This window comes from Paenibacillus xylanilyticus, from assembly GCF_013359935.1.
Classification (GTDB): Bacteria; Bacillota; Bacilli; order Paenibacillales; family Paenibacillaceae; genus Paenibacillus; species Paenibacillus xylanilyticus.
The window spans coordinates 547183-572454 of record NZ_JABMCB010000202.1; the positions used below are offsets into that span (position 1 = coordinate 547183).

Here is a 25272-nt window from a genome sequence, read left to right on the forward strand (position 1 = left end):
ACGGATTACATGGATCCCTGCTGCAGTCGTTCCCGATATTCCTCAGGCGTGTATCCTACAGATTTCTTGAAAATTTTACTGAAATACGTGTAGTTATGGTAACCGACCTTATCTGCAATTTCATACACTCTCAATTCCCTGCTCAATAGGTAAGCCTTCGCATGATCGATCCGAACTCGTGTCAAGTAAGAAATAAAGTTCTCTCCCTTATCCTGCTTAAACAATCGGCTGAGATACGATGGATTGACATTAATTTGGCTAGCTACGCTTTGCAACGAAATATCCTCCGCATAATATTTGTCGATCAACTCGGTGGCGAGGTCTGTATAGGTACGCTCCTGCATGATTTGGGAATCGGTTTTAAAGTAATACGCAATATGATCCAGCATATCTTGATGAATATCCTCCCAATACTCTCCCTTCAGAACGATTTCATAAGGCGATTTCTCCGTAAAAGAAGGTTTGCCTCTTTCAGCAGCTCGTGATAAATGGGAGTGAATGGTTTCCATCACCATGATATATTGCTTACGAATACTGCTCTCATCCGCTTGCTCTGCCTCCAGACCAGATCGAATTCCTTCAAGGAACTCCTTTGCTCTTATGTTGTCTTTGCTTATCCACAATTTCAGGAAATCCCGTTCTTGCTGCGGACTCAGCATTCCGTTCACTTCTTTTCGGGCTGGAGCCTGAATCACATCTTCGTAATACAGTACCTGGTTGCTGCCTGTGAAGAACCCCTGTTTTAGTGCAAATTCAGCTTCTTGGCACGCCTTTCTAATGCCATGGAAACCGGAAACGATTGTACTTACACCTGCTGTAAGCGACAGATTCATAAAATCCTTGATGGAAGACAGAAGCTTATTACATAGTTTATTTAGGTCAGCGTGTACAGATTTAGACTCTGGAAGCACATTGACAATAACCCAATACTCAGACGAATGTTCGACGAAAATCTCTTTCTCCCATTTGGATGGAATGATCTCTTCCATAATATTAAGAATAGAAAACCGGAGCAGCTTCTCCCCCTTCTCCACATATTTCCTCTTCGTATCATCGTAATAGTTAACGATGAATTTGATGACAACCAGTTGATCCGATCTTATGTGAAAATGCAGTTCTTCAGCTTTGGCGACCATATCCTTTCCATTAATGAATCCGCTTACAACATCTTGAAAGAAACTATCCTTCAGATGTCTCAGGTTCTTCGAGTAATCAAGTGACATAGAAGGTGTGTTTGTCGGGCTGACTTGTTCGCTTTGCAGTTTCTGTCCAATGGTAGTCAGGAGCTCGATCAGGGAGGTTTCTGTAATTTCGCTTTTAATCAAGTAGTCAGCGGCGCCAAGTTTCAGTGCCTCTTTCACATAATGAAATTCATCAAAATTACTCAGGATGACATACTTACAGGTTTTCAGCACGCCGGAGGCCTCTTGTATAAGCTGTAATCCATCCATGATCGGCATCTTGATATCCGTAATGATTAGATCGGGAGCCACTTCAAGCGCAAGCTCCAATGCCTCTTTTCCGTTCCCCGCCTCACCAACAACATAGAAATTGTACTCTTCCCAATTCAGCATGGAACGAATCCCAACACGCATCAGTAATTCATCATCTACGATCATTAGTTTGTACATGGGCATCCCCCATTTTTGTTTTTCCTGGATTGAATTAAGGTTCACTACTATTTTGGAAAATGAGAGCCAACCTGATCTTTTTAGCTATTCTACCATTTCAAAGACCACGATCCTATCTTCTATCCAAACAAAAGCCGTGTTTTCCAGTACCTTCGTTCATTCATCTCGTCCCCTGACATTCATTCTTCCTTGCTTTTCAATGCCACCCCTATATTTCTGGTTGTCTGTCAATTACACATCTCTTTTTTTGTTCATTTTACTCCACGTATACAGATATCTTGGTCCTATTTTACACTCGAATGATAATCTTCATATACAGATGAATAAAGCTTCATATGTTCATGTTTAAAATACAAGGAGGAATTATCGTGAGATTAACAAAAAAAGCACTACCCGCAGCAGCACTGAGCCTGGCCATTGCTGCTTCTACAGTCTTGTCTGCCGGACAGGCAAATGCAGTACAAGCTGTTAGTGTAGAGAAAAAACAAATCAAGAATATCATCTTCCTCATTGGTGATGGCATGGGAACTGCTTATACTTCCGCTTATCGTTATATGAAGGACGATCCTTCAACTAAGATCATGGAGAGAACCGTATTTGATCCCTATCTTGTGGGAACTCAAATGACATATCCGGATGACGACAGTCAGAACGTAACAGATTCCGCTTCCGCGGCAACCGCTATGTCTGCTGGCGTGAAGACATATAACGCCGCCATTGCGGTCGATAATGACCATACTGAAGTTAAAACAGTATTGGAGCAGGCGAAGGAAAACGGAAAATCCACCGGTCTTGTTGCCACCTCGGAGATCACCCATGCCACGCCGGCTGCATTCGGCGCCCATGACATCAGCCGGAAGAACATGGACGCGATCGCAGATGATTATTATGATGAGTTGATCAATGGAGATCACAAACTTGATGTCCTGTTGGGTGGAGGAAAATCCAATTTTGTACGTGAGGACCGTGACTTGTCGAAAAAGTTTCAGGAAGCTGGCTTTAGCTACGTGACTGATCGCAGCACCCTGCTCGCAGATACAAATGAACAGATTCTCGGACTTTTTGCTGACGGAGGAATGGACAAGATGATCGATCGTACTAGCGAAACACCTTCGCTGGCCGAGATGACGAATACAGCCATTGATCGCCTGAGCACAAACGAAAATGGGTTCTTCCTAATGGTTGAAGGCAGCCAGATTGACTGGGCCGGCCATGATAATGACATTGTTGGCGCTATGAGTGAAATGGAGGATTTTGCAGCAGCATTCCAGGCAGCTATTGATTTTGCCAAAGAAGACGGCGAAACTCTTGTCGTAGCAACTGCTGACCATTCCACTGGGGGACTCACGCTCGGAAAAGACGGAGAATATAACTTCTTCGTGGATCCGATTAAAGCTGCAGTACGCACTCCAGACTTCATGGCAGCTCAAATTGCTGAAGGTGCTTCCGTAGAAGAGACGCTTAAGAGCTACCTCAAGCTTGAACTGACAGCAGAAGAAATTCAATCCGTAAAAGATGCAGCAAAAGACGCAGATGTAACGACGATCGATAATGCCATTGAAGCGATTATCGATAACCGTTCGTTCACTGGCTGGACAACAGGCGGACATACAGGAGAAGACGTACCAGTCTATGCTTACGGTCCGGCAAGCCATCGATTTGCAGGCCTGATCGACAATACGGATAATGCAGCAATCATTTTCGATATTTTAAAGAAGCATAAATAGTCACCAATCTTCAGCAATAGCCCATTCTCTTCTTTCCGTCAGGAATTAGAGATGGGCTATTTTTCTTACCTCTGACAAAACTCTCGGATGCTTATGGCTAGTTCTTCTGCATGAGTAAGGGCAAGCATATGATCTGCCCCTTGGATTTCGACAAACCTAATCTCAGGTACACGCTTGAAATGCTCGGCAATATTATACATATCCGGCCATTCTATTGTTCCATGTATAAATAACGTACTCGCTGTAATTTTCTCTAAACGTTCAATAGAAGGCGGCTCTGGCCAAAGGACTTCAAAGCTTCTCCATTCGGTAAATACCCTCCCCATGTAGTGATCATGCATTTCACTCAGTAGGCTCCGATGGGGGCTAGCCATCACAGCCCGATAGATCGGTGCTGCTAAGGACAACTCCACGATTTTAGATATATCGGGAGCAGCCGCATTCACGGATGCCATATAATTGGTGAACTCCTGCGAATAGTTATATCCTGTTAATGAAGGGGCAATTACCACTAGTTGCTCAACCATTGAAGGATAGGATAACGTAAAGTCAGTCGCGATTTGCCCGCCCATGGAATGACCAACAAGTGTTACACGTTCCAGTCCGAGATGTGTGAGAAGTTTGCGCAAATCCTCCACAAGTGAAGTCGGCTCCAGCATAGCAGGTGAGCGACCTGTTCCTCGACCATCGAAGGTAATGACCTTAAATGACTTTGCCAGTTCAGGCACCATATACCTCCATACCCTTGAGTCGACTCCTCCCGAGTGAATCATGACTATCGGGAGTCCATTCCCTTCAATTTCGTAAAAAAGTTCCATCTTGTTCCCCTCCCCATAATGGAAATATTTCCTTAGTACTTATTCTATTGTTGATTGTACATCCAGTCCATATTTAAATGAGTTCCACCCGTTACCTTAAGAGGTCAAAAACTACCTTTTATGTTATTGTCGCTGGAGAATAATTAAACCAGATCCTCAACCAAAAAAGATTTCAACTAGTTGACTTCGTTGATTTGTCCTCTACCCGGCCAAGGACCTGTACCGATAAAACAAAGAAGCCGCTAAATTAGCGACTTCCTATACGTGTGATCATTCCTAAATAGTGTTTCAGGAGTTAAATCAATCAATCTTCTAATTTATACTAAACTTTCAGGGTCACCAGGTTCCTCATTACCTAAGTACATATCTGTCTTTTCTCCCTTGAATAATCTTAGAATCTGCTTTCTTAATTTGGACGGATATAACGGTTGTTCGGTAATATTTTCAACATCAAGCCATTCATATCCTATTTGGTTTTCGTCACCTTGCAGCATAGAATTGTCAGTTAAACCTACGTATTCGCATAAAAAAACCAAATCTAGACGATGAAAAGCTTCGCCGTATACCCCTTCAATTACAAATTCCAATGATAACGGTTCTACATCCACTCCGATTTCTTCCGCTACCTCTCGCTTCACGGCATCGGTAAGAGTTTCCCCTGCATTCTGACCCCCACCAGGCATGATATAGATCACATCACCATGATCATCTAGTTTAATTGCAAGCATTTTCCCATCTTTGATAATTAATGCTTTTGCAGAATTTCTAATTTTCCGCTCCATTTTTGTTCCCCCATTTGCCATTAATCCGTCTCAAGTTGTTCAAGATTCTGTCTGTTGGCTGTCGCATACTACAAAACAAGCAATAAAGGCCCTCACAATGGAGGGCTTGCTTTCGTTGATCATGCCGTCAGACTTACTCAGCACATTCGGAACCATTAACGCTGAAGATTCCCTCCTGCTGGTTATCGATTAAACTGCTCTGTATATCCCTAATTACGCTTTTCATAAAGATTCTAACACGTATGTCTCAACAAATTCTGAACATTTAGGAATGCACTACCCAAATTAAAGAGCTAGGCGGGAGTATACCGCCTAGCTCTTTAATAATAGTCTACTTATTTAGTAAGGCATCGGCCTTCTTCGCTGCTTCAGCTATAGCTGCCTCTGCCGTAATGGACGAATCAACAACCGCGCGTAGAATTTCATCCTTGATCATCTCACCAATCTCTGGGTACACCTTTTGCATTGGGCGTGGACCCGCATATTCCAGTTGGTCTACCGCCACCTTAAACAGCGGTTTTTCCTCATAAAGCTTCTTCATATCATCGCTTTCCACTGCACTAATTCGGCTAGGCAAATATCCCGTGAAGGAGCTTGCATAAATTGTTTGCTCTTTGGCGGTCATCCATTTAATGAACTTCCACGCCGCCTCCTGCTTTTCTGGAGACAAGCCGGAAGTCATCACCAGGTTGGCACCACCTGTTGGCACTCCATACGTATCATTCGCAGGCATAAATGTCGTCCCAAGTTCAAAACCCTGCTCTTCTGCAACCTTCATATTATTGGTCAAGTCCGCAGTTGAGGAGAATATCATCGCAGAACGCTGATTGTGGAAATCCGTCTTGGCTTGTGTACCTGCATCATCGGTCGTCCCGATGCTCATGATGCCTTCATCCTTCATCTTAAGCCACAGCTTCACTGGTTCAATTCCGGTTTCATTATTGAATGCCGCACTTTTCCCATCCTCGCTAATCATCGTTCCTCCGCTCTGTCTAACAAAAGCCTCATAGAACCAAATATCAACAGGCATCGAGATACCATAGCGCTGATCCTTAATCGTTAGCTTGCGTGCATAATCTTCAAATTCCGCCCAATTCTTCGGGCCAGCCGGATCAAGTCCCGCTTCTTTCAGCATCGTACGATTCAAATACAGGATTGGTGTACTTCGTAAATAAGGAAGAGCATACAGCTTGTCATTTACGTAGGAATTTCCCATTAGTCCTGGAATGAAATCATCCATATCAAGTTGATCCTTCTCAACAAATGAAGTCAATTCCTGCGTCATGCCGGATTCGGCAAACACACCAACCGAAGCAATTTCATTTTGCCAAACTTCAGGTGCATTGCCCGCTGCAAAAGCAGCCTGTGCCTTGGAATGCTGATCTGCATACGATCCTTGGTATTCCGCCTTTACAATGACTTCATCCTGGGATTCATTAAACATTTTAACCAAGTTCTCATTGTTCTCGGCGATCTTGTCCCCCCATGAGTACCAATATGTAATCTCTACTGGTTTATTGGCCGCACCATTCGAACTACCAGAAGCAGCAGCATTATCGGTAGAACCTGCAGAATTGGAATCACCACAACCCGTTAAAGCAAATGCAAGCGTTGCTGCCAACAAAATAGAACCAAATTTTTTCATGGACAAACCCTCCTATGAATTGGATTACTTTACACCCGAATAGACAAATGCTTTAATAATTTGCCGTTGTCCAAATAAGAAAACAATCAAAATCGGAACGACCAGAATCATGTTTCCAGCCATCAAAATGTGCCAGGCGGCTCCTCCGTCGACCTCGCGCAGCTTAGAGATCCCAATCGGAAGCGTTCTTGCTGCATCGGAGGTCGTCATCACGAGCGGCCAGAAATAATCATTCCAGTGTGCGATGAAGCTGAACAATGCAAAGGTCACCAACGTTGGCCGTGCCATGGGCACCATAATCTTAAGAATGATCTTCCATTCCGGCGTTTGGTCAAGCCGTGCCGCTTCAATAAGCTCTTCCTGTACTTGCTTGAATGACTGCCTCAGCATGAATATGCCAAAGGCACTGGAAGAGAAAGGCAGAATGAGTGCCAGCAAATTGTTAATGAGTCCCCACTTGCTGAGCAACAAATACACAGGCAGGAAAATCAGCTGACCAGGAATCATCAAGGTCACCATCGTTATCCCGAATAACAGCTTGTCTCCTTTGAAGGAGTACCTTGCAAACGCATAGGCAGCCAATATAATGGTTGTGAACTGAAGCAGGAGTATACTGACCGATACGACAACGCTATTCATTAGGTATTTTAAAAAAGGCCCTGATTCCCACGCCGCTTGGAAGTTGCTCCACATCACCTTGGAGGGAATCCATTTGGGTGGAAAGATCACGGTCTCCGGGTAAGACTTCAGTGATGTTGAAATCATCCATAGAAAAGGGATAGCAAAAATCGCAACCAGTACGATCGTGGCAGTAATATTCAGGATACGAAGCAATGACTTTCTTGCCATGATATATCCCTTCTCCTTTCTATTGATAGTGAACCTTGCGGCTCAGCAGCTTGAAGTAGACTAGCGTAAGCACACCAACAACAACGAGCAGTATAACACCTGCAGCAGAGGCGTAACCGATCTTGAAATAGCGGAATCCGTACTCGTAGATGTAAAAGACGAGCGTGTTGGTTGAATTAACCGGACCCCCGTTGGTCATGATGGCAATGGTCTCAAACACCTGGAATGAACTGATCAAATTAATGATAATCAAGAAAAACAGGGTCGGCGAAAGCATGGGCAGCGTAATTTTGTAGAACTTCCGCCACCAATTGGCCTCGTCCAGAGCTGAGGCTTCATACACATCCTTCGGAATGCTTTGGAGACCAGCGATGAAGATGAGAGCGTTGTATCCCACGCCTTTCCAGACCGAAACAAGCACAAGCGACAGTAATGAACTGTCGGGACTACTCAGCCACTCCAGTTTGGGCAAGCCAACCATATCCAGCAAACCGTTAAGCAAACCGAATTTGGGATCCATCAGCCACATCCACACCAGGGATACAGATACAAGCGAAACAATATGCGGACTAAATAGTGCACCTTGAACAAACCCGAACCATGCCCCTTCCCGATTCAGCCAAATCGCAAGCAGAAGCGAAATCACAATGGATAAGGATACGGAAAGAAGTGTATAGTTCAAGGAATTGCTCAGGACCTGAAGAAACGCACTATCCTTAAATAACTCGACAAAATTGTTGAAGCCCACAAACTCCTTGACCGGGTTAATAAAATCCCAATTGTAAAAACTCAAAAAGATCATATAGAAGATCGGATAAATGAAGAAAATAGAGAATATCACGATAGAGGGAGCCACCATGACATAGGGACGGAATTTGGACCAAACGGTCATGAATATTTCCCTCCCAGGACAATGAGCTCTCTAGGTTCAGACCGTTCAAGCTGTCGAGCACGGACTCCGTTCCGATCAAAATAGTACAGATCCTGCATGGAGACCGTGACGTTTACCTCGGAGGCGGACTCCAACGGCTTCAAAAAGCTCTTCACGGCCACAGATCCAAGCGCGGAATCCAGTTGATAGATGATTTCTGCCCCTAGTGTCTCGCGTGTCATGATATGGGCTGTGAATTGAACATGCCCCGTCTGCGGTCTGTTTTCAAGTGTCATCGTTGCTTTCTCTGGTCGAAAGCCAACCTGCCCAATGTCATCATCAAGCTGCCCATTTAAATAAGGCAGGATACGTTCGCGATCAATCACATTCATCGGCGGTGTACCGATAAATTGGGCTGTGAAGACATTATCCGGATCATCGTAGATTTTCATTGGACGATCTGCTTGTTGAATACGCCCTTTATTCATGATGACGATACGATCTCCCATCGACATGGCCTCAACCTGGTCATGAGTAACAAAGACAAAGGTTGCGCCTAGCCGTTTGTGAAGCTGAATTAGCTCCGTACGCATTTGATGGCGCAGCTTGGCATCCAGATTCGACAATGGCTCATCCATCAGGAATACCGCGGGATTCTTAACCATAGCCCGAGCCAAGGCAACCCGCTGACGTTGACCACCGGACAGAGCCTGCGGCTTCTTGTTCAAATACTCGGCAAGGCCGACCACCTCCGTGATCTCCTTAACAAGACGCTCTCGCTCAGACCGAGGCACCTTGCGATTCACGAGTCCAAATTCAATGTTCTCCTTTACCGTCATCATTGGATACAAAGCATAGTTTTGAAATACCATGGCCACATTACGTTTGCCCGGTTCTACCCCATTGACACAATGGTCTCCGATCCAAATCTCACCGCCCGTTTCTTTCTCAAGTCCTGCGATCATGCGGAGTGTCGTTGATTTTCCACAGCCAGACGGGCCGACCAATACCGTAAAGGAACCATCCTCAATGGTCAGATCCAGACCCTCGATGACTTTATCCTGCTTGAAGCTTTTTTCAATTTGCTTCAACACAATTTGTGCCATGACGTTCCCTCCTTCTCTTTACATTACTGAGCGGCCGATGCTAATTGAATGGATAGAATAAGGTCATTTTCTTCACCTAACGCACCAGCGACAGGTCCAAAACCCGGCATATCACAACAAAAACTTTGAATATCATCGGCGAGGCTAGCACCCTCTATAGGATGGTGAGTTATCGCTACTTCGCCCTCACGAACTTCAATAACACGGTATGCAGGCACATCCAGGCAAGCTGCGGTCTGAACATAGTGCCATGTACCTTGCTTCACGATGGAGTTCATGTGATTATGCCCGCAAAAATAGATGCCTCCTGCTGGCCGACTATTGAGTATGCTCTTCAGTTCATCCTGCGGACGAACATACAGCTTATCGAGCGTTGAACGTGCAGTTGTATCAAAAACCGGATGATGCCCAAAGAGAAGCACCTGCTTCTTATGCGAATCGGCAAGCTGGTCTTTGAGCCATCCCACTTGCTCTCCGTCCAGCTCCCCTCCCCAATCTTCACGGTTCATTTCCTGAGTAGTATCCAGAAAAACCAGCTTGGCATGAGGCGTGTCAATCGATCGAAAGCGATCCTGACCTGTTAGCGCGGAAATTTCAAGCTTGGGTATCGAATACGTATCGTGATTGCCCAGCACATGAATGAAGTTCCGTTCACTTCTGGAAAGAATGGAGAAAATCGATCGGAATTCCTGAGCCGTTCCTTCATGCGTTAAATCGCCAATTGAGACATGAAAGTTCGCCTCTTCCTCTAAAAAGGCCTTGAGCATATGCTCATATACCCGAACTCTCGCAGCCTTCATTTCTTCGGTCCCATAACTCATGCTTGAATAGTGAAAATCACCAAGTAACGCCAAACGCATGAACTCCACCTCCATCTTTATTTTGCAACACCTTACTGCTAAGCTTTCTCCACCTGCAACACAGTTGAATGCTTCGAATGGTCCTGCTGTTCCATGATGCATTCGTTGAAGGAAGGCCATATATAATCTGGAACAATACCTGTTTTTTGGATATCCTCTCTCAAGGAGATACCCGTAAGCACCAGGGCAGTCTTCATTCCATTCTGCTGCCCAAATAAAATATCCGTTTCCAGCCGATCGCCGATCATAAGGCATCTGCTGCTATTCACATTCAAAAGCTGGAGCGCCTTCTCTGCATAGTAGCGGGAAGGCTTGCCAATCACGACTGACGCTTTCTGTTGGCTGGCTGCCTCAATGGAGCTTAGAATGGATCCGGTATCCGGAATGATATCACCTTGTACGGGGCAGCAGCTGTCCGGATTCGTTGCGAGCAGAACCGCCCCGTGACGAACTGCTTTTGCCGCCAGATGAAGCTTATCGTAATGAAACTGACGATCCATTCCGACTAACACATGCGTGGATCGATACGGATCCTCGGTGATAGCTATCCCGATTCCCTGAAGTTCTCTCCGCAAAGCCTCCTCACCGACAACCAGCACATTGGCGTCTGGGGCATACTCTGCAAAATACATTCCTGACACGTACCCTGCCGTCAAAATTTCACCAAGCTGGCATGAAACACCCAGACTCTGCAGTCTCTTGTAGCAATCCTCCCTGGTATGAACGGGAGTATTCGTAAGAAACAACAGACGCTTGCCCCGTGAGCGCAAGCCACTAATGAAGTCATTTACGCCAGGGAGCATCATTTGGCCGACATAGATCGTCCCGTCTAAATCAAAGCAATACGCATCGTAAGCATACAAATCCTCCATGACCTTAACCCTGCCCACTCACACTGAGCCGGACAACTCCAACACATCCGCTTTTATAAAGGAAGACAGCGTATTTTCAGAATATTTCTTTGGATAACCGCGATGAGCAGCTGCTTGAATGGTCATGCTCAATTACCTCCCGTTGTATTTTTTGGACAACACAAAAAACCCAGCAGCAAATCACCCTCCTTCAACATCAAGGTTGTATTGATTTACTTACCACCGGGTTTTCTCGTCGTCTCCACCCAAGGATAAATGTATAAAATTATAAAATTATAAAATTAAGCCCAGAATTTCTCATGGCCTATCGAAACAAAATCTGCCCCGCTCTTTAATGCTTCCTGAATTTCTTCCTCATGCCGGATAAGTCCTCCAACAATCAAAGGCTGCGTGATGCGTTCTTTCATTTCTTGGATGACTCGAGGCATAAGCCCCGGCATCAGTTCAACCTCATCTGGCTTATAGCTCTTAATCATCCGTACTGCAGTCTCAATTGCTGCTGAATCAATGGCAAATATGCGCTGAATGCTTAATATGCCTGCTTGCTTTGCCGCAGAAACCGTATTGCTCTTTGTCGTCACGATACCATCGACTTTGAACACATCAGCAAGATACTGAATGGCAGAGTTATCTCGTCCAATACCGGATACCATCTCGGTATGTACATATGCCTGTTTACCGCTTTGATGCAGACTATCTATAATTGAACCAAGATTCGTGATGTTCCCTGTCATCAGAATAACTCGCTTCACATCGCTTGCCATAGCTCGTGCGATTTGCTCATCTACCGTGATGGAGGCGATGATCGGATAATCCTTCATGAGTCAGTCCTCATTCCCTCGTTTGTCATCTTATATGTTAAAGCAGAAATATTCGTCTTATATCATCTTCATGTAAATGGGCTGTTAATTTCACCTTTCAAACTAAATCATCTCGTCTACTGTAAATTAAGCAATGATCTTTCAATGGAGCCAGCATGACTCCCTGTTGGAAATAGTTTTGTCTCTAATAGGATCAAGAGGTTTAAATAAATGAAATGAACAAAAAAAGGGCTGTCCAGCCATTCAGTTTTCACTGACACTCTGGACACCCCTGTCATTACTTTATCATTAATATGGATCAGCTTCCTGACTTTTCTTCACAGCATCTTTTGTTGCTTTGTTCGCTGCTAATGAGCCTTGGCCATATTTCGATTTTCCTGCTTCGCGGCCTGGAACATTGTTTTCCGACTGCATTTCTTGCATTTCTTTCATTTTCTTTTCGATACCCTCTTTCACACGACGACCATAGTCTTCATCGGCTTGTCTGAAGTGTTCAATCATGGCATCCTGAATCGGTTTTTCACATACCGCCAGGGCTTCAGAGAGATTTTTAATCAATTCATCGCGTTCCCAATCCTCAAAGCTACGGTACGTGTGGCCCGCTTGACCATAGTTGTTAGGGCGATCAATCGGTGCACTCATAGCTGCTGCATTGTACATAGGATGGTGCGGACGATGTTTTTCTTCACTTGCTTCCTTAAGTCCGCCCAGCATCGATGGCTCATAGTTAATATGCGGATTTTCCCCGGACTCTTTCGGGTCACGGATATCCATTTGACCGCGATGCTGATTCGTACGTACAGCCGTTTTTGGCGCGTTGACAGGTAATTGCAAATAGTTCGAACCGACCCGATAACGCTGTGTATCCGAGTACGAGAAGGTCCGACCTTGCAGCATTTTGTCATCTGAGAAATCCATACCATCGACAAGAACACCGGTGCCAAAAGCTGCTTGCTCAATTTCCGCATGGAAATCTACTGGATTGCGATCAAGGACCATACGTCCTACAGGCAGCCACGGGAACTGTTCTTCTGGCCAAAGTTTGGTATCATCAAGAGGATCGAAATCAAGCTCCTCATGGTAATCATCCTCCATGATCTGCACAAAGAGCTCCCACTCCGGATAATCATCGCGCTCTATGGATTCATATAAATCTTGCGTTGCATGACCAACATTCTTTGCTTGTATCGCATCGGCTTCTTCCTGCGTCAAATTACGTATCCCTTGCTTTGGTTCCCAGTGATACTTCACTAACACAGCCTCGCCCTTCTCATTGACCCACTTGTAAGTGTTCACACCAGAACCCTGCATGTGCCGGTATGTAGCTGGAATACCCCAAGGAGAAAATAGGAATGTAATCATATGTGTTGCCTCAGGTGTACGGGAAACAAAGTCAAACATCCGCTGAGGATTTGGCACATTCGAAGCCGGGTCAGCCTTAAATGCGTGAATCATATCCGGAAACTTCATCGCATCACGGATAAAGAAAATTTTCAGATTGTTTCCAACCAGATCCCAGTTGCCGTCTTCCGTATACATTTTCACCGCAAAGCCGCGTGGATCCCGTGCTGTTTCCGGCGAATCCTTCGCGCCAGCTACTGTAGAAAAACGGACCATTAGGGGTGTCCTTTTCCCTGCACCTGAAAATACTTTCGCACGAGTATACTTCTCTACTGGCTCATCTCCAACTTTTCCGTATGTTTCAAAGTATCCAAAAGCTCCTGAACCTCGAGCGTGTACCACACGCTCCGGAACCTCTTCACGATCAAAATGGGAGATTTTTTCAATGAAATGGTAATTTTCAAGTGTGGCTGGACCACGATTACCGATAGTACGGATGTTTTGGTTATCCTTCACAGGATGGCCTTGGCGCGTTGTCAAGGTCTCACGTTTCACGTCTTGTTCGTTTAAAGCATTTTTATCATTGTTCTCTGCCAAAATCGAAAACCTCCTCCATAATCAGTTCCACTATATCTTATCTGTAAATAGAAAATTTATACAGTATTATGCACTCGTTATTTAAAATTAAATAAACCTATTTAAGCAGGTTTAATCCATATGGTTAGAATATTTTGGCGCAGCTCCAAGTTGATCCAACTTTTTGATCCAGCTGTTCTTTTAGACTGCCTTAAAAGTTTGCAAATTTATCTCCACCATATTATGGTACCCTTCCATTATTAACCTAAACATGGATTTGAACTTTTAAGCGATGCTACGAGAAGTTCAGTTGGTAAATTAGCCCTTTCATCATGCCAACTGTCTTCAAATTTAAGTTGAGAACTTAAGGTTTTAAGAAGTTTATAAGCAGCCATATTCGTTGGTACACTATCTTTTCGGATAGCTGCTATCAATAAAGTGCGTACTATTTTTTAATTAACACCCGTTTTATACTAACCTTACTTTGAACTAAAGGAGAGAAACAAATGACTACTGTCAAAACTTATAATCACCATCTTTGGGATCACGGTATCTCGCAGGGCTACAGCGTCAACGGAACGATCTACATTTCAGGACAATTTTCCCATAATACGGAAGGTGCGTTTGTTGGTGAGGACGATATCGAGGCACAGACTCGTCAAACACTAGAAAATCTCGATCGTGTGCTAGCAGAATTTGGTGTCACGAAGTCCAACCTCGCCTATGTGGAGGTCTATCTGACAAACGCGCAAGAGCATTTCGAACCATGCATCCAGCTGTTCAAGGAATACATGGGTCAACACAGACCGGCCGGCAGCTGCATTGGTGTGTCATACCTGGCGTCCCCTGTTCAACTGATCGAAATCAGCGCAGTCGCACACACGGACTAACCCAGTCACCTGTTGGGCTTAAAAAATCACTAACCACTTGTTCAAAACAGAAGAATCAATATGGACCATATCCATTTATCCTAACTACCCCAAAAAAAAACCGTTGAACTTAAAGTTCAACGGTTTATCCCTTACCCTTCATTCACCTTATATTTGTCCACTTACTAAATCTTCAAAAGCTTTTATATTCGTGTGAAAATGTGGAACCGATTGCGTTTCTTCAGCAGATTTGACCAGTTTTACAACTAAATCATTATAAGGGGTTTCAATCCCCGTACCTTCCGCTTTACTCGAAACCACGCCATTAATGTAATCAATTTCAGTTTTGCGTTTTTTCTCAAGATCCTGAAGCATGCTTGCTTTTAACAGCCTTGAAGGTTCCATCACAACTTGTAACGTTTTAATTCGTTCAGGAATATCATTTTTACTTTTTAGTTCAAGCGAGGCGATATCAAATCCATTCATTTTAACAAATTGGATCCCATTGGCGTGTCCAACCTTAATCGTCTCATCGGCGATATGAACGGCACTCACAATGCCAACTTCATTATCAAGAATATCTCCATATTCTCCGTTTAATGCTGCTGATAAACCACTGAATGCGTTGTTGATCAGCAATTTTGACCACTTGGTTCCAACCAGATTGTCGGAAATGTGTGTTCCACCCACAAGATCCAAAACCGATTTAACACGCTGAATTCGTTCGGTGATTTCTCCATTTAATTCTCCAATTTGAAAAGCATACTTCTTGAATTGGCTGTACTCGGTAGTAAGACTTGATACACCTGGTTCAATGAACGTTGCGCCAAATTCAACCGATCCTGCAATGACACGTTTGTCCCCAACGATGGAAGCCACTTTTTCTTCAGGAATACCGTTTTGCAACGAACAGATTATACTATCTTCTTTCAAGAACGGAAGTAACTCTTGGAGAACGGCATCATTATATAATTGTTTAGTTAAAAGTAACACGAGATCATACTTACCTGATTTGTTGTCAGGGGTCACGGCTTTCACCTTTGCCTGAAACTCCGTTGTTCCGATGACTTTAGCACCCTTTTGATTTAGAGTATCTACATGTTCTTGGTAAGCATCAATTAACTCAACATCCATTCCCCCATCAGCAAGGTATGCGCCAACGATGGTTCCCAAAGAACCTGCTCCTACAATTGCAATTCTCATTCCGTTGCTCCTCCTTATTTCTCTTCCAGATAGTTATATACAGGTTGTGCAGCGTTTAGGGTTAAGTTGGTAAGGATATGGGATGCTGAAACAACTTCCAATACAGGCAGATCTGCAAGAGGTGCCAATGCATGTTCAAAAAGTTGAAGTCTTGCAGGTCCCGTCCAAGCCTCCTTAACTTCTATGTCCGTTATCTGAGTTCGGATCAAATCACAAATTCTTAAATTACCATTATAGTCCGTAGCGATTTTAATCATAAAATTGGGTCGGCATATTTCACTTTTAGCCATTTCTTTATCCATCTCCATATGCTTATAGCCCATAGTCGCCGTGGCTACACGAAGCGTTCCATAATCAAGTGTGCCGACAAGCGTATCTGAATCGGTATACAACTTGGGCGCACCTAACTTTTTGGGATACGCTGTCAGCTCCCTCCCACTTGCAATCGCAGGAAAGTTGTCCACGTACATCGAATGCACATAATCGCCTTCCTCCCCATTAAATTGCACAGGAATAACTTGTCCAGCTTCGGTATATGCTCCCAGTCCAGAAACATCCGGCATCCACATAACTTCAAATTTAACCAAAGGTTGAGTGATTTCCAAAGGCTCTGGCACTGCTGCCCGCAAAGCCTTTTCATCGGTTCGGTAAATAATATTCAAGTATTCGCGATTAACAAATTTGTAGGGTGGCATGGGGTAAGCCGGAGCCGTTAGTGGTGTATTCAGATTTTTAGCTATGTTATTCACATCCATTTTCATCAGAGGACACCTGCCTTCTTCATTTTAGTTGGGATTTGAATTGTTAAATTTTTATCTTTACCTCATAAAAAAATTCTACATCAATAATTAAATTTAATATAATACATAATAAGTGCTATATATATTTATCAAAATAAATAAGGGGCGTAAACGAATGGAATTGCTTCAGCTAAAATACTTTCAGACCGTTGCCTATACGGAACATATTTCCAAGGCAGCTATGCAATTGAATATTGCTCAACCCTCTCTGAGCCTGACAATCAAACGACTTGAGGATGAATTAGGAACTCCCCTATTTCATAGGAGAGGGAGAAATATTGAATTGAATGCATCAGGGAAAATTCTATTGAAGCACGTAAACAGGATCTTCATAGAAATTGAAAACGCGGAGATGGAGATTGGAACGGAGAAACATCAAGCCTCCAATACGATAAAAATATCGATCACTAATTCAAGATTCCTCACGGGCCTCATTAGCGACTATGTCAACGATTGTCCCGAATCCAAACTTCATCAAGGCATTGGAGCCCGGAGTGAAATCATCACAAGCTTAAAAAAAGGAGACATCGATCTAGGCATTACAGGTCACCCCATTCAAGATGAGGAGATTGAAAGTCATGTGCTGGTGAATGAGGATATTGTTCTGGTAGTGCCATCTAATCATCCACACGCGGGAAAAACAGAAATTTCATTAAGTCTTGTCGCGAGCGAACCATTTATTTCTCTTGCCGATAATATTGAGTACAGTAGTTTCACAACCATGCTTTGTGAGAAGGCTGGTTTCGTCCCCAATCATGCTTTTGAGGTAGATTCACTTACTCTGGTCGAAATTATAAAACTTGATCAGGGCGTCGCTTTGCTTCCTATCTCGGTTTGTAGAACATTGGGGTTAAATTATATTAAGATTGCTGATGATTCTGCGATATATCCAATCAGCTTATCTTGGGTAAAACAAAAATGGTTATCTTCATCGGTTAGCAATTTTCGTGATTTTATTACTGCTTACTATGAAGTTAACTCTGGCATGTTTAAGGTTGATTAGGTTCCAAAAAAATTAGTGATATTTTAGAGATTTGCTTCAAAAAGAATATATTTGCAGAAACCTTTCCATTTTGGCAGCGCTCATCATCCTTATTCAACCAAACGTGTCTTCGCATCAAAAAAAGCGCTCCCTATAAAGGAGCGCTTCAACATTTACCTTTTCACGATCACACCTAGATCTTCGCCTTCTCCTCCTCCGCCATCGACCGGATATAGAACGCACCCAGTACCGAACAGAGCAGAAATGAGAAGAAAGCGATCGCCGCTGCCTGTTCGCGCTCCTGGAAGACGCTGAACACCTGCTGCATGGAGACACCCAGCATCTGTGGAGAGTTGGCTCCAATCAGGTAGGGCGCGGTAAAAGAACCGATGACCCCCATGAAGACGAACGTCAGGGCAACAAGAAATGTCTTGTATGATAGAGGAAAGATAAACCGAGTAAACAGTGTTAATCTCCCTACGCCCACATCCTTCGCACTCTCGATGACCGACGAAGGAATGCCCGACAGCGCAGAGCTGAGCAGCATCGTTGTAAACGGAATGTTGAACCACAGATTGGCGATGATGATACCTTTTTCGTCAAAAATGATGCGCGGCAGCGTGATCCCCACAACCTCGAGCATGCGGGCAAGCCAGCCGTGGTTGCCGAGCAGGTTGATCAGACCATAGGTGGCAATGACACCCGGGATGAACAGCGGGATCATGTACGTTTTGCGGATCAGATTGACGATCGGTCCCTGGTTGAAGCGCATGTAGATCGCCAGCGTGTAGCTGACCAGCATCACGGCAACGCACGTAATGGCGGTCACCCGAAGCGTAAAAACAATATTGTTGCGCATCCCCTTATCGCTGAACAGATACGTATAGCGGCTCAGATCGTATCCGCCAGAGCCGTTGCTCAGGCTCATGATGAAGGATTGGACGATCGGGATAATAACAACGATCAGCAGGATGGCGAAGGAGGGGAGGACCATTGCCAGGCCCGTGATCGACTGTTTGGCTTCCTTACTCATTGTGCGGCAACATCGCTCTGCCAGCGTTTGTTAATCTCTGTGCCCAGATCCCCGATGTTGAACGTACGGAAGCCTTCGGCCACGCCGTCGAACTTATCCTGCATATCCTGTGACATATTGGAGAGCTCAATGCCCGGGAAACCGTTCATTTTCTCGACGATGACTTCCTGTGCTTCCGGCGAGAGGACGAAGTTCAGGAATTCATTGATCTCTTCCTTCTTGTCCGACTCCTGATTGACCATCAGATAAGTTGGTCCGCCATTGAAGCCTGGCGTGATCTGCTGCATCTTGATTGTATCCGGCAGCAGACCTTCATTCAGCTGCTGCAGCACCATGTCCGACCAGGCCGGAATCAAGGATACTTCTCCATTCATCAACAGATCCAGCGTACCCTGGTTTTTTTTCGGATAGATGCCCTGCCCGTAGACGTATGGTCCGATTTCCTGGAGGGTGTTGAAGCCGCCGTCCCATTTCTCCATGATCGCCGGATCGGAGTTGTGAATGTCTTCTTCCGGCAGGTCTTTGTAGACGATCGTCTGGACGAACGAACTGCCGGAACCACCTGTTGACGGATCATTATAGGCAAACTGCTCGGGATTGGCTTTGATCCATTCCAGCAGCTCATCCAGCGTGGTCGGCGGTTTGGAAACTTTGCTGCTGTCATAGGCCAGCACCACTGCGGATGAACGATACGGCACTGCGAAGTTGTCCACATCCTTCATTGTTTCTGCGTTGACTTTGCTGAGGTTTGGAATGTCGTCCGCGTTTAATTGCGTCCATATTCCGTCCTTCGTGCCCTGTGAAACGTAGGCAATGCTGTCCTCGTACAGGTCGATATCTCCTGAGCCTTTACCCGCCGTCTTTGCGGCAACGATCCGGTCGTAAGTCGGCTCAGCGCCGGTGCCAGACGGAATGTAAACCAGTTTCACGTCAATATCCGGATGCTGTTTCTCAAACATCGGCTCCAGTGAATCCCACAGGTCCTTGACGTTCTGCGAACCGGTAAAATAAAAGTTAAAAGATGCCGGATCTCCCGATGCCGCAGCACTTCCCTCAGTGGAGGTACTTGTGTTCTCGCTTCCGTTTCCACACCCGGCCAGCAATGACACCGACAATCCCACAACAGTCAACAACGATAACAATGGCTTCTTCAAACGCATATGTTTCATCCTCCTCAGTTCGATTCATCGACCGGGAATCCGGTCATTTTCGATATCGAGACGCCGACGTCTTTTCCTACTTGCAGCTGCTGTACGACTTCCTTGTTCAGGAAAGCGCGTATAATGCCGAATTCCGCCAGTTCCACGGTAATCTCGGCGTAATGTCCCAGAATCATCACCTGCTTGACCTTGCCCGCCAAAACACCTTCCCCATCCATGCTGCTGCCCACCTGAACATCTTCCGGCCGGATCGCCGCCATCACCTGTCCGGTTAATCCTTTCTCGTTCGGCAGGCGAAGGTCTCCTATCCGGATGTCCTCCCCTTCCGCCACCCCCTTCAGAAAATTCATCTTGCCAATAAAACCGGCGACGTATAATGAAGCGGGCTCATCATAGATTTTCTGCGGCTCGGCAATCTGCTCGATGCGCCCATGATTCATGACGATAATGCGGTCAGATAACGACAGTGCTTCTTCCTGGTCGTGCGTGACGAATACCATTGTGAGTCCCGTCTTCATCTGAATCTCCCGCAGTTCTTCTCGCATTTCATGCCGCAACTTGGCGTCCAGTGCCGAGAATGGCTCGTCCAGCAGCAGCACCGCCGGATTAAGCAGCAGCGACCGGGCCAGTGCCACCCGCTGCTGCTGTCCGCCCGAGAGTTCCGCCGGATACTTCTTTCCGAAGCCTGACAGCCGGACCAACTTGAGTGCATCTTCGACCGCCGTTCGGATCTCCGCCTTCGGCACTTTGCGGATTTTCAGGCCGAACGCCAGATTGTCGTACACCGACATATGTGACCACAAATTATAACTCTGAAATACCATCGAGGTCGGCCGTTTTTCCGGCGGAAGTTGAATGACACTTTTGCCCTCGATTAGGATGTCGCCGGAGTCCGGTTCAAGGAATCCGCCGATGCTGCGCAGCACGGTCGTTTTCCCGCATCCCGAAGGACCGAGAAGGGTGACCAGCTCGCCTTTTTCAATGTCAATGTTGATGCCGCTGACTCCGTCACCGGTTTTGTAGCGTTTTGCTAACTCTCGTACAGATAACTGCATGCTGCCGCCTCCCTTTGCCCGGTATTTGACCCAAACCTTTTTATTTCATTTGAAAACCGCTTGCGAGCACGTCCGCGCTCACCAGCCGCTGGGCTGCCACCAGCAGGATGATCGTCGGCAGCGTCAGGATGATAGAGAATACGGCCCCGGCGCTGCTCGGAAAGTCGGAAATGATCGAGTACATCACGATCGGCATCGTTTTGTAGTCGGGAATGCCGACCAGGAATGTCCCCTGCGCTTCGTCGAGCGAATTGAGGAATGTGAAGATTGAAGCAACCATGATGCCCGGCATCGCCATTGGCAGCGTGATGCTGCGAAAGACTTTGAATGGACTAGCTCCGACGTCCCGCGCCGATTCCTCCTGCGCCCGGTGTACGTTGCGAAAAGCAGCAGTCGGAATCCAGGTCATGAACATCAACACGTTAATCATATGGATCAGCACGACGCCTAACAGCGTATTCATCAGGCCTATTCGGTAGAAGAGAACCGCGATGGAGACGTACAATCCCATTTTTGGAAAAGCGTGCGTCAGCAGGAATGAGAACAGGAACATCCGCTTCAGTGGAAACTGGAGTCTGGCGAACGCGTATGCTGCCGGGATGCAGACCACAATAGACAGCAGGGTTACCAGAGTGGCAATGAGAAACGACAGTGAAATCGACGAGACGATGTCATCCTTCGCCAGCACGAACTCCCACCATTTGAAGCCCCATACCTGGGGCAGGATGTCCGGATAATTCCACTTTTCGCTAAAGGCAAGCACAAGCAGGTTGACCAGCGGCCCCGCGAAAAAAACGGCGAACACAGTCAGCAGCAAAAATTCGATAATCCTTCTCGGGCCTACGTGTTTCCAGTACCAAAACATGTTTCGTCCTCCTTTCCATTCGTCGATTGACGAACGATCACTTCACTTTCGTATTCAATCAGACGCGGCACACTCTCCTCGCCGCCGATCAGCTGATCCAGAATCGCCACCGCGTCCCGACCGATACCTGCCGCATCCACGCTGACGGTCGTCAGTGCCGGGTGATACATGTCAGACACTTCGGTATTGTCATACCCCATAACGGACACTTCCTCGGGAACGCGGACGCCTCGTTCCAGCAGTACTTTCATCGCACCAAGTGCAAGCATGTCGTTAGTGCTGAACAGGGCACTGTATCCAGCTTCCCGGAATGCCACATAATGCTCCTCCATCAGTTTCCGGCCAGATTGGAAGCTGGATTCCGGCGATTCAACGATGGTGTACTCCACCTTACCGGAAGAAACACCGAAAGATTCCAGCCGTTTACGGAAGCCAGCCAGCCGCAAAGAGTGGCTCCGGTGCTCCCCCGGTCCTGCGATGATGAAAAACCTGCGATGTCCTCTCTCATACAGATGCTCTGCGGCTCGCTCTCCGCCGGTTTCGTCATTGCTAACGAGATGCACGACGTCCGGATCTTCCGTTGAGCCATTTACCATCAGGTAAGGGATATGAAAGTTTTTAACATAGTCGATGACGTTTTTCTGCAGCCGACTGACCAGAATGAGACCATCCACCCGCTGCTCCAGCATATAATCGGTGGAGCGGAGCGACATCTCCCGGTCAGTCTTCAGGAAGATCGAGTAGCCCAACGCTTCAGCAGCCATCAGAATCTCGTCGATAATTCTGCCATACAATGTATGGGACACGATCGGAAGCTTGTCGCGAAAAACGATGACCCCGATGTTGTATGTCCGCTTGGCTACCATCGCCCTGGCGACAGCGCTCGGCTTGTAGCGAAGCTGTTCTACCGCCTGGAGTACACGTTCCCTGACTTCAGGACTTGCGTATCCGTTTCCGGAGATGACCCGAGAAGCGGTCGATTTCGATACACCAGCCAGCTGCGCCAGCTCCCGCAGACTGTGATTTAGCTTATTGTCCAATCCCTATTCTCCTCTGCAAATTCCGATTCTCTCCGGACGGCGATCAGCTTCGCCGGATCGCGGGTTGTTATCGAATCGACGCCCCACTGGGCAAGGCGCCTCATGTCGTCCACCTCCGTAACCGTCCAGACGTAGATATCCAGACCGTTCCGCCGCACGGCGTCCAGCAGCTCCTGCCGAACCACCTGATATGGCACGTTAAGCCCAAAGCAGCCGGCTTCGCGACCTTCTGCGCACGCCTGGATAATCGCCTCGCCATAGTGCATACTTCTGAAGCTGTCAATGTTTACATTCAGCAGCCTGCGGATGTGCGGAGCATACCGTCCGGCTTTGACTGCCGTCGCGTACGTGCAGCCGCTGAGGAATACCTGCTCCGTCATACCCATTTGTTCAACCAGGGCAGACAGCGGCTCCAGAGCGCTGTCCGTTTTGATGTCGAGATTCATGATTTTACCGGCTTCACGAATCTGCTCCAGCACATCCTGAAGAGTTGGAAACGGTGCTGAACTGCCTACTTCCAGCTCTTTTAGCGTCATCTCTGCCAGATTGCCGCAGCTTCCGTCCGGCAAGGCAATTTCTTCGTCATGCGCTAGCACCAGTACGCCGTCCCGAGTCAACCGGATATCATCTTCGTAAATATCCGCGCCAAGTGTCAGGGCGGCCTGCAGTGACTCCAAAGAATGATCAGGATGGCCCATGCAGCCGGTGTGAGCCGTGATCAGTGGGAATTTGTTCAACACAAGTATCCTCCTTCGTTGAAATAAATCGCGTTGGTAAAGGCAATGAGCACATGGGCACCCCGTACGGTTCCCCATAGCTCGGCTCGAATCCACCGGCGAGGGATAGCGGGAGGAAACTCCGGCAGTTGGGCTTTAAACGGCATCATTTGTCCGTCTAATGGCACGGGGACTTCCAGGCTCAGCTCTTCGCCCAGATTGGAGCACAGCTTCAGTCTGCAGACTTGCTTCGGCAGCGACCACAGTCCGGCGCGGACCGAGAAGTCCAGCATCAAATTTGCTATAATCGGCTGCTCAGTACTTTTCCCTCTCTCAACTACCGCTGGAACTGTAGAGCCGATCGGGCAGACTGTACCCCCTGCGTCCAGCGTCAGGGTCAGCAGGGGTCCTATCGTAACGGACGCACGCCCTTCCCGCAGCGTACGAATCAGCGTTTCTTCACGGGTTGACAAGGCAGCGGAGTTCCCGTTCTCCGCCATTCCATCTTCCTCGATGCCGAGGTAAGTGACCGAGATCGGCTCATCCGTCTCACTCTGCGTGTGCCAGTCTCGGCCCGAAGTAGCGGCAATTCGATATCCTTCGTTCAGCTTGTCTGTCCATAGATCGAATGCCCGTCGGTTGTTCAGTTGGATAGAAGGGAATGTGCCGGACCAGACTTCGATATAGTCAACGGCAGACCAATTCTCGATCTCGTATTCCCAGAAGCAGCCTGTGCAGGCCGGACTGCCCATACGGAACGGGTGGGCGAGCCCGGCGATTCCGCCGAGGCGGTGCACGGATCTGATTCCTTCATCGATCCCGCCCTGAACCGTTTGACGCCAGTCGGCAAAAGCGCTCAGCCCAATCGTGACCATATGACCGTAAAACGTTGTCCACTCCATGCCTGGGATGATCCGAAGTCCATATTTCTGCTCAATTTCTTCTTTGCCGATCAAGCCGGACATCGTGTTGTGGTCGGTAAGCGCGATGGCATCGAAGCCCAGTTTGGCCGCTCCCTCAGCGAGCTCCTCCAGTGTCTGGCTGCCGTCGCTGTGCAGCGTGTGCGTATGTAGTTCGCAGGCGAGCCATTTCATATCTCGTCATCCTCCGCCGTCCAGATTTGCAGCCGATAATCGCAGGTGTCCGTCACGATACAGTGCAGGCTGAGCGTGACGCTCCAGTGTCCAGGGACCAGCTCGCCCGCCATCAGGCCTGGAGAAGCTTCTTGCTCCGATACGAACAGCTCCTGCAGCTCATCTTGTCGGTGGCACGCTCCGCGGTATCCCTGCGCATCGTCCAGCGAGAGGGTTATCAGATTTTTCAAGGGCAGATATCGGTCGGCGTTGAAGATCGCGTATTCCCGATGTTCCGGCAAGATGTATAAGTCGTAACTGTCCTTGAGCAGCTGCAGTGCCTTCTCCCGATTGTCCAGCATCTTCGGTGCATATTGTAATCGCAGGTGCAGCTTGTCACAGCCCTCGTCCAACTCAAATGGAATTCGAATATGCGTTTTGGAATCCCCGGGTGCCGCATATCCTTGCAGATCCACCAGCTTCATTGGGCCGCACCGCCTTTCTTTTTTTCGTAGTCTTCAATCCCTTTATGGATGGTGTGGGACCGTTCCCACATCCACCACTAATGTTACGGGTG

24 protein-coding genes are annotated in these 25272 nt (G+C 46.9%); 3 read left to right on the plus strand and 21 right to left on the minus strand.

Annotated elements, in window-relative coordinates; translation table 11 throughout:
• Window positions 1–5: 5 nt before the first annotated feature.
• Window positions 6–1631: a helix-turn-helix domain-containing protein gene (locus tag HP552_RS29050; protein WP_175398831.1), complete on the minus strand. Its 1626-nt coding sequence runs from the start codon at window positions 1629–1631 to the stop codon at window positions 6–8.
• Between the two features lie 341 nt (window positions 1632–1972).
• On the opposite strand from HP552_RS29050, the gene HP552_RS29055 reads away from it, so the two are divergent.
• On the plus strand, window positions 1973–3358 hold the full coding sequence (locus HP552_RS29055; RefSeq protein WP_217506580.1) for an alkaline phosphatase: 1386 nt from the start codon (window positions 1973–1975) through the stop codon (window positions 3356–3358).
• Between the two features lie 65 nt (window positions 3359–3423).
• Here HP552_RS29055 and HP552_RS29060 read toward each other — a convergent pair whose 3' ends face one another.
• The 10 genes from HP552_RS29060 to HP552_RS29105 all read right to left on the minus strand — a co-directional run bounded on the left by HP552_RS29060 (window position 3424) and on the right by HP552_RS29105 (window position 13920).
• Window positions 3424–4176: an alpha/beta fold hydrolase gene (locus HP552_RS29060; protein ID WP_175398832.1), complete on the minus strand. Its 753-nt coding sequence runs from the start codon at window positions 4174–4176 to the stop codon at window positions 3424–3426.
• Between the two features lie 317 nt (window positions 4177–4493).
• Entirely contained in the window at window positions 4494–4958 is a 465-nt protein-coding gene (locus HP552_RS29065; RefSeq protein ID WP_175398833.1) for an NUDIX domain-containing protein, read from the minus strand.
• 331 nt (window positions 4959–5289) lie between these two features.
• On the minus strand, window positions 5290–6603 hold the full coding sequence (locus HP552_RS29070; protein WP_175398834.1) for an ABC transporter substrate-binding protein: 1314 nt from the start codon (window positions 6601–6603) through the stop codon (window positions 5290–5292).
• A gap of 24 nt (window positions 6604–6627) precedes the next feature.
• Window positions 6628–7452, minus strand: coding sequence for a carbohydrate ABC transporter permease (locus tag HP552_RS29075; protein ID WP_175398835.1), 825 nt, complete (start codon window positions 7450–7452; stop codon window positions 6628–6630).
• A 19-nt stretch (window positions 7453–7471) separates the two neighbouring features.
• The gene (locus HP552_RS29080) at window positions 7472–8344 is read right to left on the minus strand and encodes a carbohydrate ABC transporter permease (protein ID WP_175398836.1); all 873 of its coding nucleotides are present in this window, start codon (window positions 8342–8344) and stop codon (window positions 7472–7474) included.
• Window positions 8341–9429, minus strand: a complete 1089-nt coding sequence (locus tag HP552_RS29085; RefSeq protein ID WP_175398837.1) for an ABC transporter ATP-binding protein — start codon at window positions 9427–9429, stop codon at window positions 8341–8343. Before HP552_RS29085 ends, HP552_RS29080 begins: the two co-directional genes overlap by 4 nt.
• A gap of 23 nt (window positions 9430–9452) precedes the next feature.
• On the minus strand, window positions 9453–10289 hold the full coding sequence (locus HP552_RS29090; protein WP_175398838.1) for a metallophosphoesterase family protein: 837 nt from the start codon (window positions 10287–10289) through the stop codon (window positions 9453–9455).
• A gap of 38 nt (window positions 10290–10327) precedes the next feature.
• Window positions 10328–11161: an HAD-IIA family hydrolase gene (locus HP552_RS29095; protein ID WP_175398839.1), complete on the minus strand. Its 834-nt coding sequence runs from the start codon at window positions 11159–11161 to the stop codon at window positions 10328–10330.
• 281 nt (window positions 11162–11442) lie between these two features.
• Window positions 11443–11982 carry a glycerol-3-phosphate responsive antiterminator gene (locus HP552_RS29100; RefSeq protein ID WP_175398840.1) on the minus strand — a complete coding sequence of 180 codons (540 nt, stop codon included), beginning with the start codon at window positions 11980–11982 and terminating at the stop codon, window positions 11443–11445.
• A gap of 288 nt (window positions 11983–12270) precedes the next feature.
• A complete protein-coding gene (locus HP552_RS29105) occupies window positions 12271–13920 on the minus strand; it encodes a catalase (RefSeq protein WP_175398841.1) in 1650 nt (549 codons plus the stop codon).
• Between the two features lie 485 nt (window positions 13921–14405).
• Between HP552_RS29105 and HP552_RS29110 the strand changes: the two genes are divergently transcribed.
• Window positions 14406–14789: a RidA family protein gene (locus HP552_RS29110; RefSeq protein WP_175398842.1), complete on the plus strand. Its 384-nt coding sequence runs from the start codon at window positions 14406–14408 to the stop codon at window positions 14787–14789.
• 147 nt (window positions 14790–14936) lie between these two features.
• On the opposite strand, the gene HP552_RS29115 is transcribed toward HP552_RS29110, so the two are convergent.
• Both HP552_RS29115 and HP552_RS29120 read right to left on the minus strand, forming a co-directional pair.
• On the minus strand, window positions 14937–15971 hold the full coding sequence (locus HP552_RS29115; RefSeq protein ID WP_175398843.1) for a ketopantoate reductase family protein: 1035 nt from the start codon (window positions 15969–15971) through the stop codon (window positions 14937–14939).
• 14 nt (window positions 15972–15985) lie between these two features.
• A complete protein-coding gene (locus HP552_RS29120; protein WP_175398844.1) occupies window positions 15986–16732 on the minus strand; it encodes an acetoacetate decarboxylase in 747 nt (248 codons plus the stop codon).
• Between the two features lie 154 nt (window positions 16733–16886).
• On the opposite strand from HP552_RS29120, the gene HP552_RS29125 reads away from it, so the two are divergent.
• Window positions 16887–17774, plus strand: a complete 888-nt coding sequence (locus HP552_RS29125) for a LysR family transcriptional regulator (RefSeq protein ID WP_175398845.1) — start codon at window positions 16887–16889, stop codon at window positions 17772–17774.
• A 172-nt stretch (window positions 17775–17946) separates the two neighbouring features.
• Here the strand turns inward: HP552_RS29125 and HP552_RS29130 are convergent, their stop codons facing one another.
• From HP552_RS29130 to HP552_RS29165, 8 genes are read right to left on the minus strand one after another with little or no spacing between them, the layout of a single operon-like run.
• Window positions 17947–18786, minus strand: coding sequence for an ABC transporter permease (locus HP552_RS29130; protein WP_175398846.1), 840 nt, complete (start codon window positions 18784–18786; stop codon window positions 17947–17949).
• Entirely contained in the window at window positions 18783–19946 is a 1164-nt protein-coding gene (locus tag HP552_RS29135) for an extracellular solute-binding protein (RefSeq protein ID WP_175398847.1), read from the minus strand. The genes HP552_RS29130 and HP552_RS29135 overlap by 4 nt, the downstream gene beginning before the upstream one ends.
• 14 nt (window positions 19947–19960) lie before the next feature.
• A complete protein-coding gene (locus tag HP552_RS29140) occupies window positions 19961–21001 on the minus strand; it encodes an ABC transporter ATP-binding protein (protein ID WP_175398848.1) in 1041 nt (346 codons plus the stop codon).
• A 40-nt stretch (window positions 21002–21041) separates the two neighbouring features.
• Window positions 21042–21866, minus strand: a complete 825-nt coding sequence (locus HP552_RS29145) for an ABC transporter permease (RefSeq protein WP_175398849.1) — start codon at window positions 21864–21866, stop codon at window positions 21042–21044.
• The gene (locus HP552_RS29150) at window positions 21842–22906 is read right to left on the minus strand and encodes a LacI family DNA-binding transcriptional regulator (protein ID WP_175398850.1); all 1065 of its coding nucleotides are present in this window, start codon (window positions 22904–22906) and stop codon (window positions 21842–21844) included. The genes HP552_RS29145 and HP552_RS29150 overlap by 25 nt, the downstream gene beginning before the upstream one ends.
• A complete protein-coding gene (locus tag HP552_RS29155) occupies window positions 22891–23643 on the minus strand; it encodes a glycerophosphodiester phosphodiesterase (protein WP_175398851.1) in 753 nt (250 codons plus the stop codon). The genes HP552_RS29150 and HP552_RS29155 overlap by 16 nt, the downstream gene beginning before the upstream one ends.
• Window positions 23640–24716 carry a CehA/McbA family metallohydrolase gene (locus HP552_RS29160; protein ID WP_175398852.1) on the minus strand — a complete coding sequence of 359 codons (1077 nt, stop codon included), beginning with the start codon at window positions 24714–24716 and terminating at the stop codon, window positions 23640–23642. Before HP552_RS29160 ends, HP552_RS29155 begins: the two co-directional genes overlap by 4 nt.
• Entirely contained in the window at window positions 24713–25180 is a 468-nt protein-coding gene (locus HP552_RS29165; RefSeq protein ID WP_175398853.1) for a hypothetical protein, read from the minus strand. The genes HP552_RS29160 and HP552_RS29165 overlap by 4 nt, the downstream gene beginning before the upstream one ends.
• Window positions 25181–25272 lie beyond the last annotated feature (92 nt).

What these genes read in the sequence shown, in the direction of transcription:
- HP552_RS29050 (WP_175398831.1), bottom strand. Translation starts at nt 1,631, where the DNA reads ATGTACAAACTAATGATCGTAGATGATGAATTACTGATGCGTGTTGGG.
- HP552_RS29055 (WP_217506580.1), top strand. Translation starts at nt 1,973, where the DNA reads ATGTTTAAAATACAAGGAGGAATTATCGTGAGATTAACAAAAAAAGCA.
- HP552_RS29060 (WP_175398832.1), bottom strand. Translation starts at nt 4,176, where the DNA reads ATGGAACTTTTTTACGAAATTGAAGGGAATGGACTCCCGATAGTCATG.
- HP552_RS29065 (WP_175398833.1), bottom strand. Translation starts at nt 4,958, where the DNA reads ATGGAGCGGAAAATTAGAAATTCTGCAAAAGCATTAATTATCAAAGAT.
- HP552_RS29070 (WP_175398834.1), bottom strand. Translation starts at nt 6,603, where the DNA reads ATGAAAAAATTTGGTTCTATTTTGTTGGCAGCAACGCTTGCATTTGCT.
- HP552_RS29075 (WP_175398835.1), bottom strand. Translation starts at nt 7,452, where the DNA reads ATGGCAAGAAAGTCATTGCTTCGTATCCTGAATATTACTGCCACGATC.
- HP552_RS29080 (WP_175398836.1), bottom strand. Translation starts at nt 8,344, where the DNA reads ATGACCGTTTGGTCCAAATTCCGTCCCTATGTCATGGTGGCTCCCTCT.
- HP552_RS29085 (WP_175398837.1), bottom strand. Translation starts at nt 9,429, where the DNA reads ATGGCACAAATTGTGTTGAAGCAAATTGAAAAAAGCTTCAAGCAGGAT.
- HP552_RS29090 (WP_175398838.1), bottom strand. Translation starts at nt 10,289, where the DNA reads ATGCGTTTGGCGTTACTTGGTGATTTTCACTATTCAAGCATGAGTTAT.
- HP552_RS29095 (WP_175398839.1), bottom strand. Translation starts at nt 11,161, where the DNA reads ATGGAGGATTTGTATGCTTACGATGCGTATTGCTTTGATTTAGACGGG.
- HP552_RS29100 (WP_175398840.1), bottom strand. Translation starts at nt 11,982, where the DNA reads ATGAAGGATTATCCGATCATCGCCTCCATCACGGTAGATGAGCAAATC.
- HP552_RS29110 (WP_175398842.1), top strand. Translation starts at nt 14,406, where the DNA reads ATGACTACTGTCAAAACTTATAATCACCATCTTTGGGATCACGGTATC.
- HP552_RS29115 (WP_175398843.1), bottom strand. Translation starts at nt 15,971, where the DNA reads ATGAGAATTGCAATTGTAGGAGCAGGTTCTTTGGGAACCATCGTTGGC.
- HP552_RS29120 (WP_175398844.1), bottom strand. Translation starts at nt 16,732, where the DNA reads ATGAAAATGGATGTGAATAACATAGCTAAAAATCTGAATACACCACTA.
- HP552_RS29125 (WP_175398845.1), top strand. Translation starts at nt 16,887, where the DNA reads ATGGAATTGCTTCAGCTAAAATACTTTCAGACCGTTGCCTATACGGAA.
- HP552_RS29130 (WP_175398846.1), bottom strand. Translation starts at nt 18,786, where the DNA reads ATGAGTAAGGAAGCCAAACAGTCGATCACGGGCCTGGCAATGGTCCTC.
- HP552_RS29135 (WP_175398847.1), bottom strand. Translation starts at nt 19,946, where the DNA reads ATGCGTTTGAAGAAGCCATTGTTATCGTTGTTGACTGTTGTGGGATTG.
- HP552_RS29140 (WP_175398848.1), bottom strand. Translation starts at nt 21,001, where the DNA reads ATGCAGTTATCTGTACGAGAGTTAGCAAAACGCTACAAAACCGGTGAC.
- HP552_RS29145 (WP_175398849.1), bottom strand. Translation starts at nt 21,866, where the DNA reads ATGTTTTGGTACTGGAAACACGTAGGCCCGAGAAGGATTATCGAATTT.
- HP552_RS29160 (WP_175398852.1), bottom strand. Translation starts at nt 24,716, where the DNA reads ATGAAATGGCTCGCCTGCGAACTACATACGCACACGCTGCACAGCGAC.
- HP552_RS29165 (WP_175398853.1), bottom strand. Translation starts at nt 25,180, where the DNA reads ATGAAGCTGGTGGATCTGCAAGGATATGCGGCACCCGGGGATTCCAAA.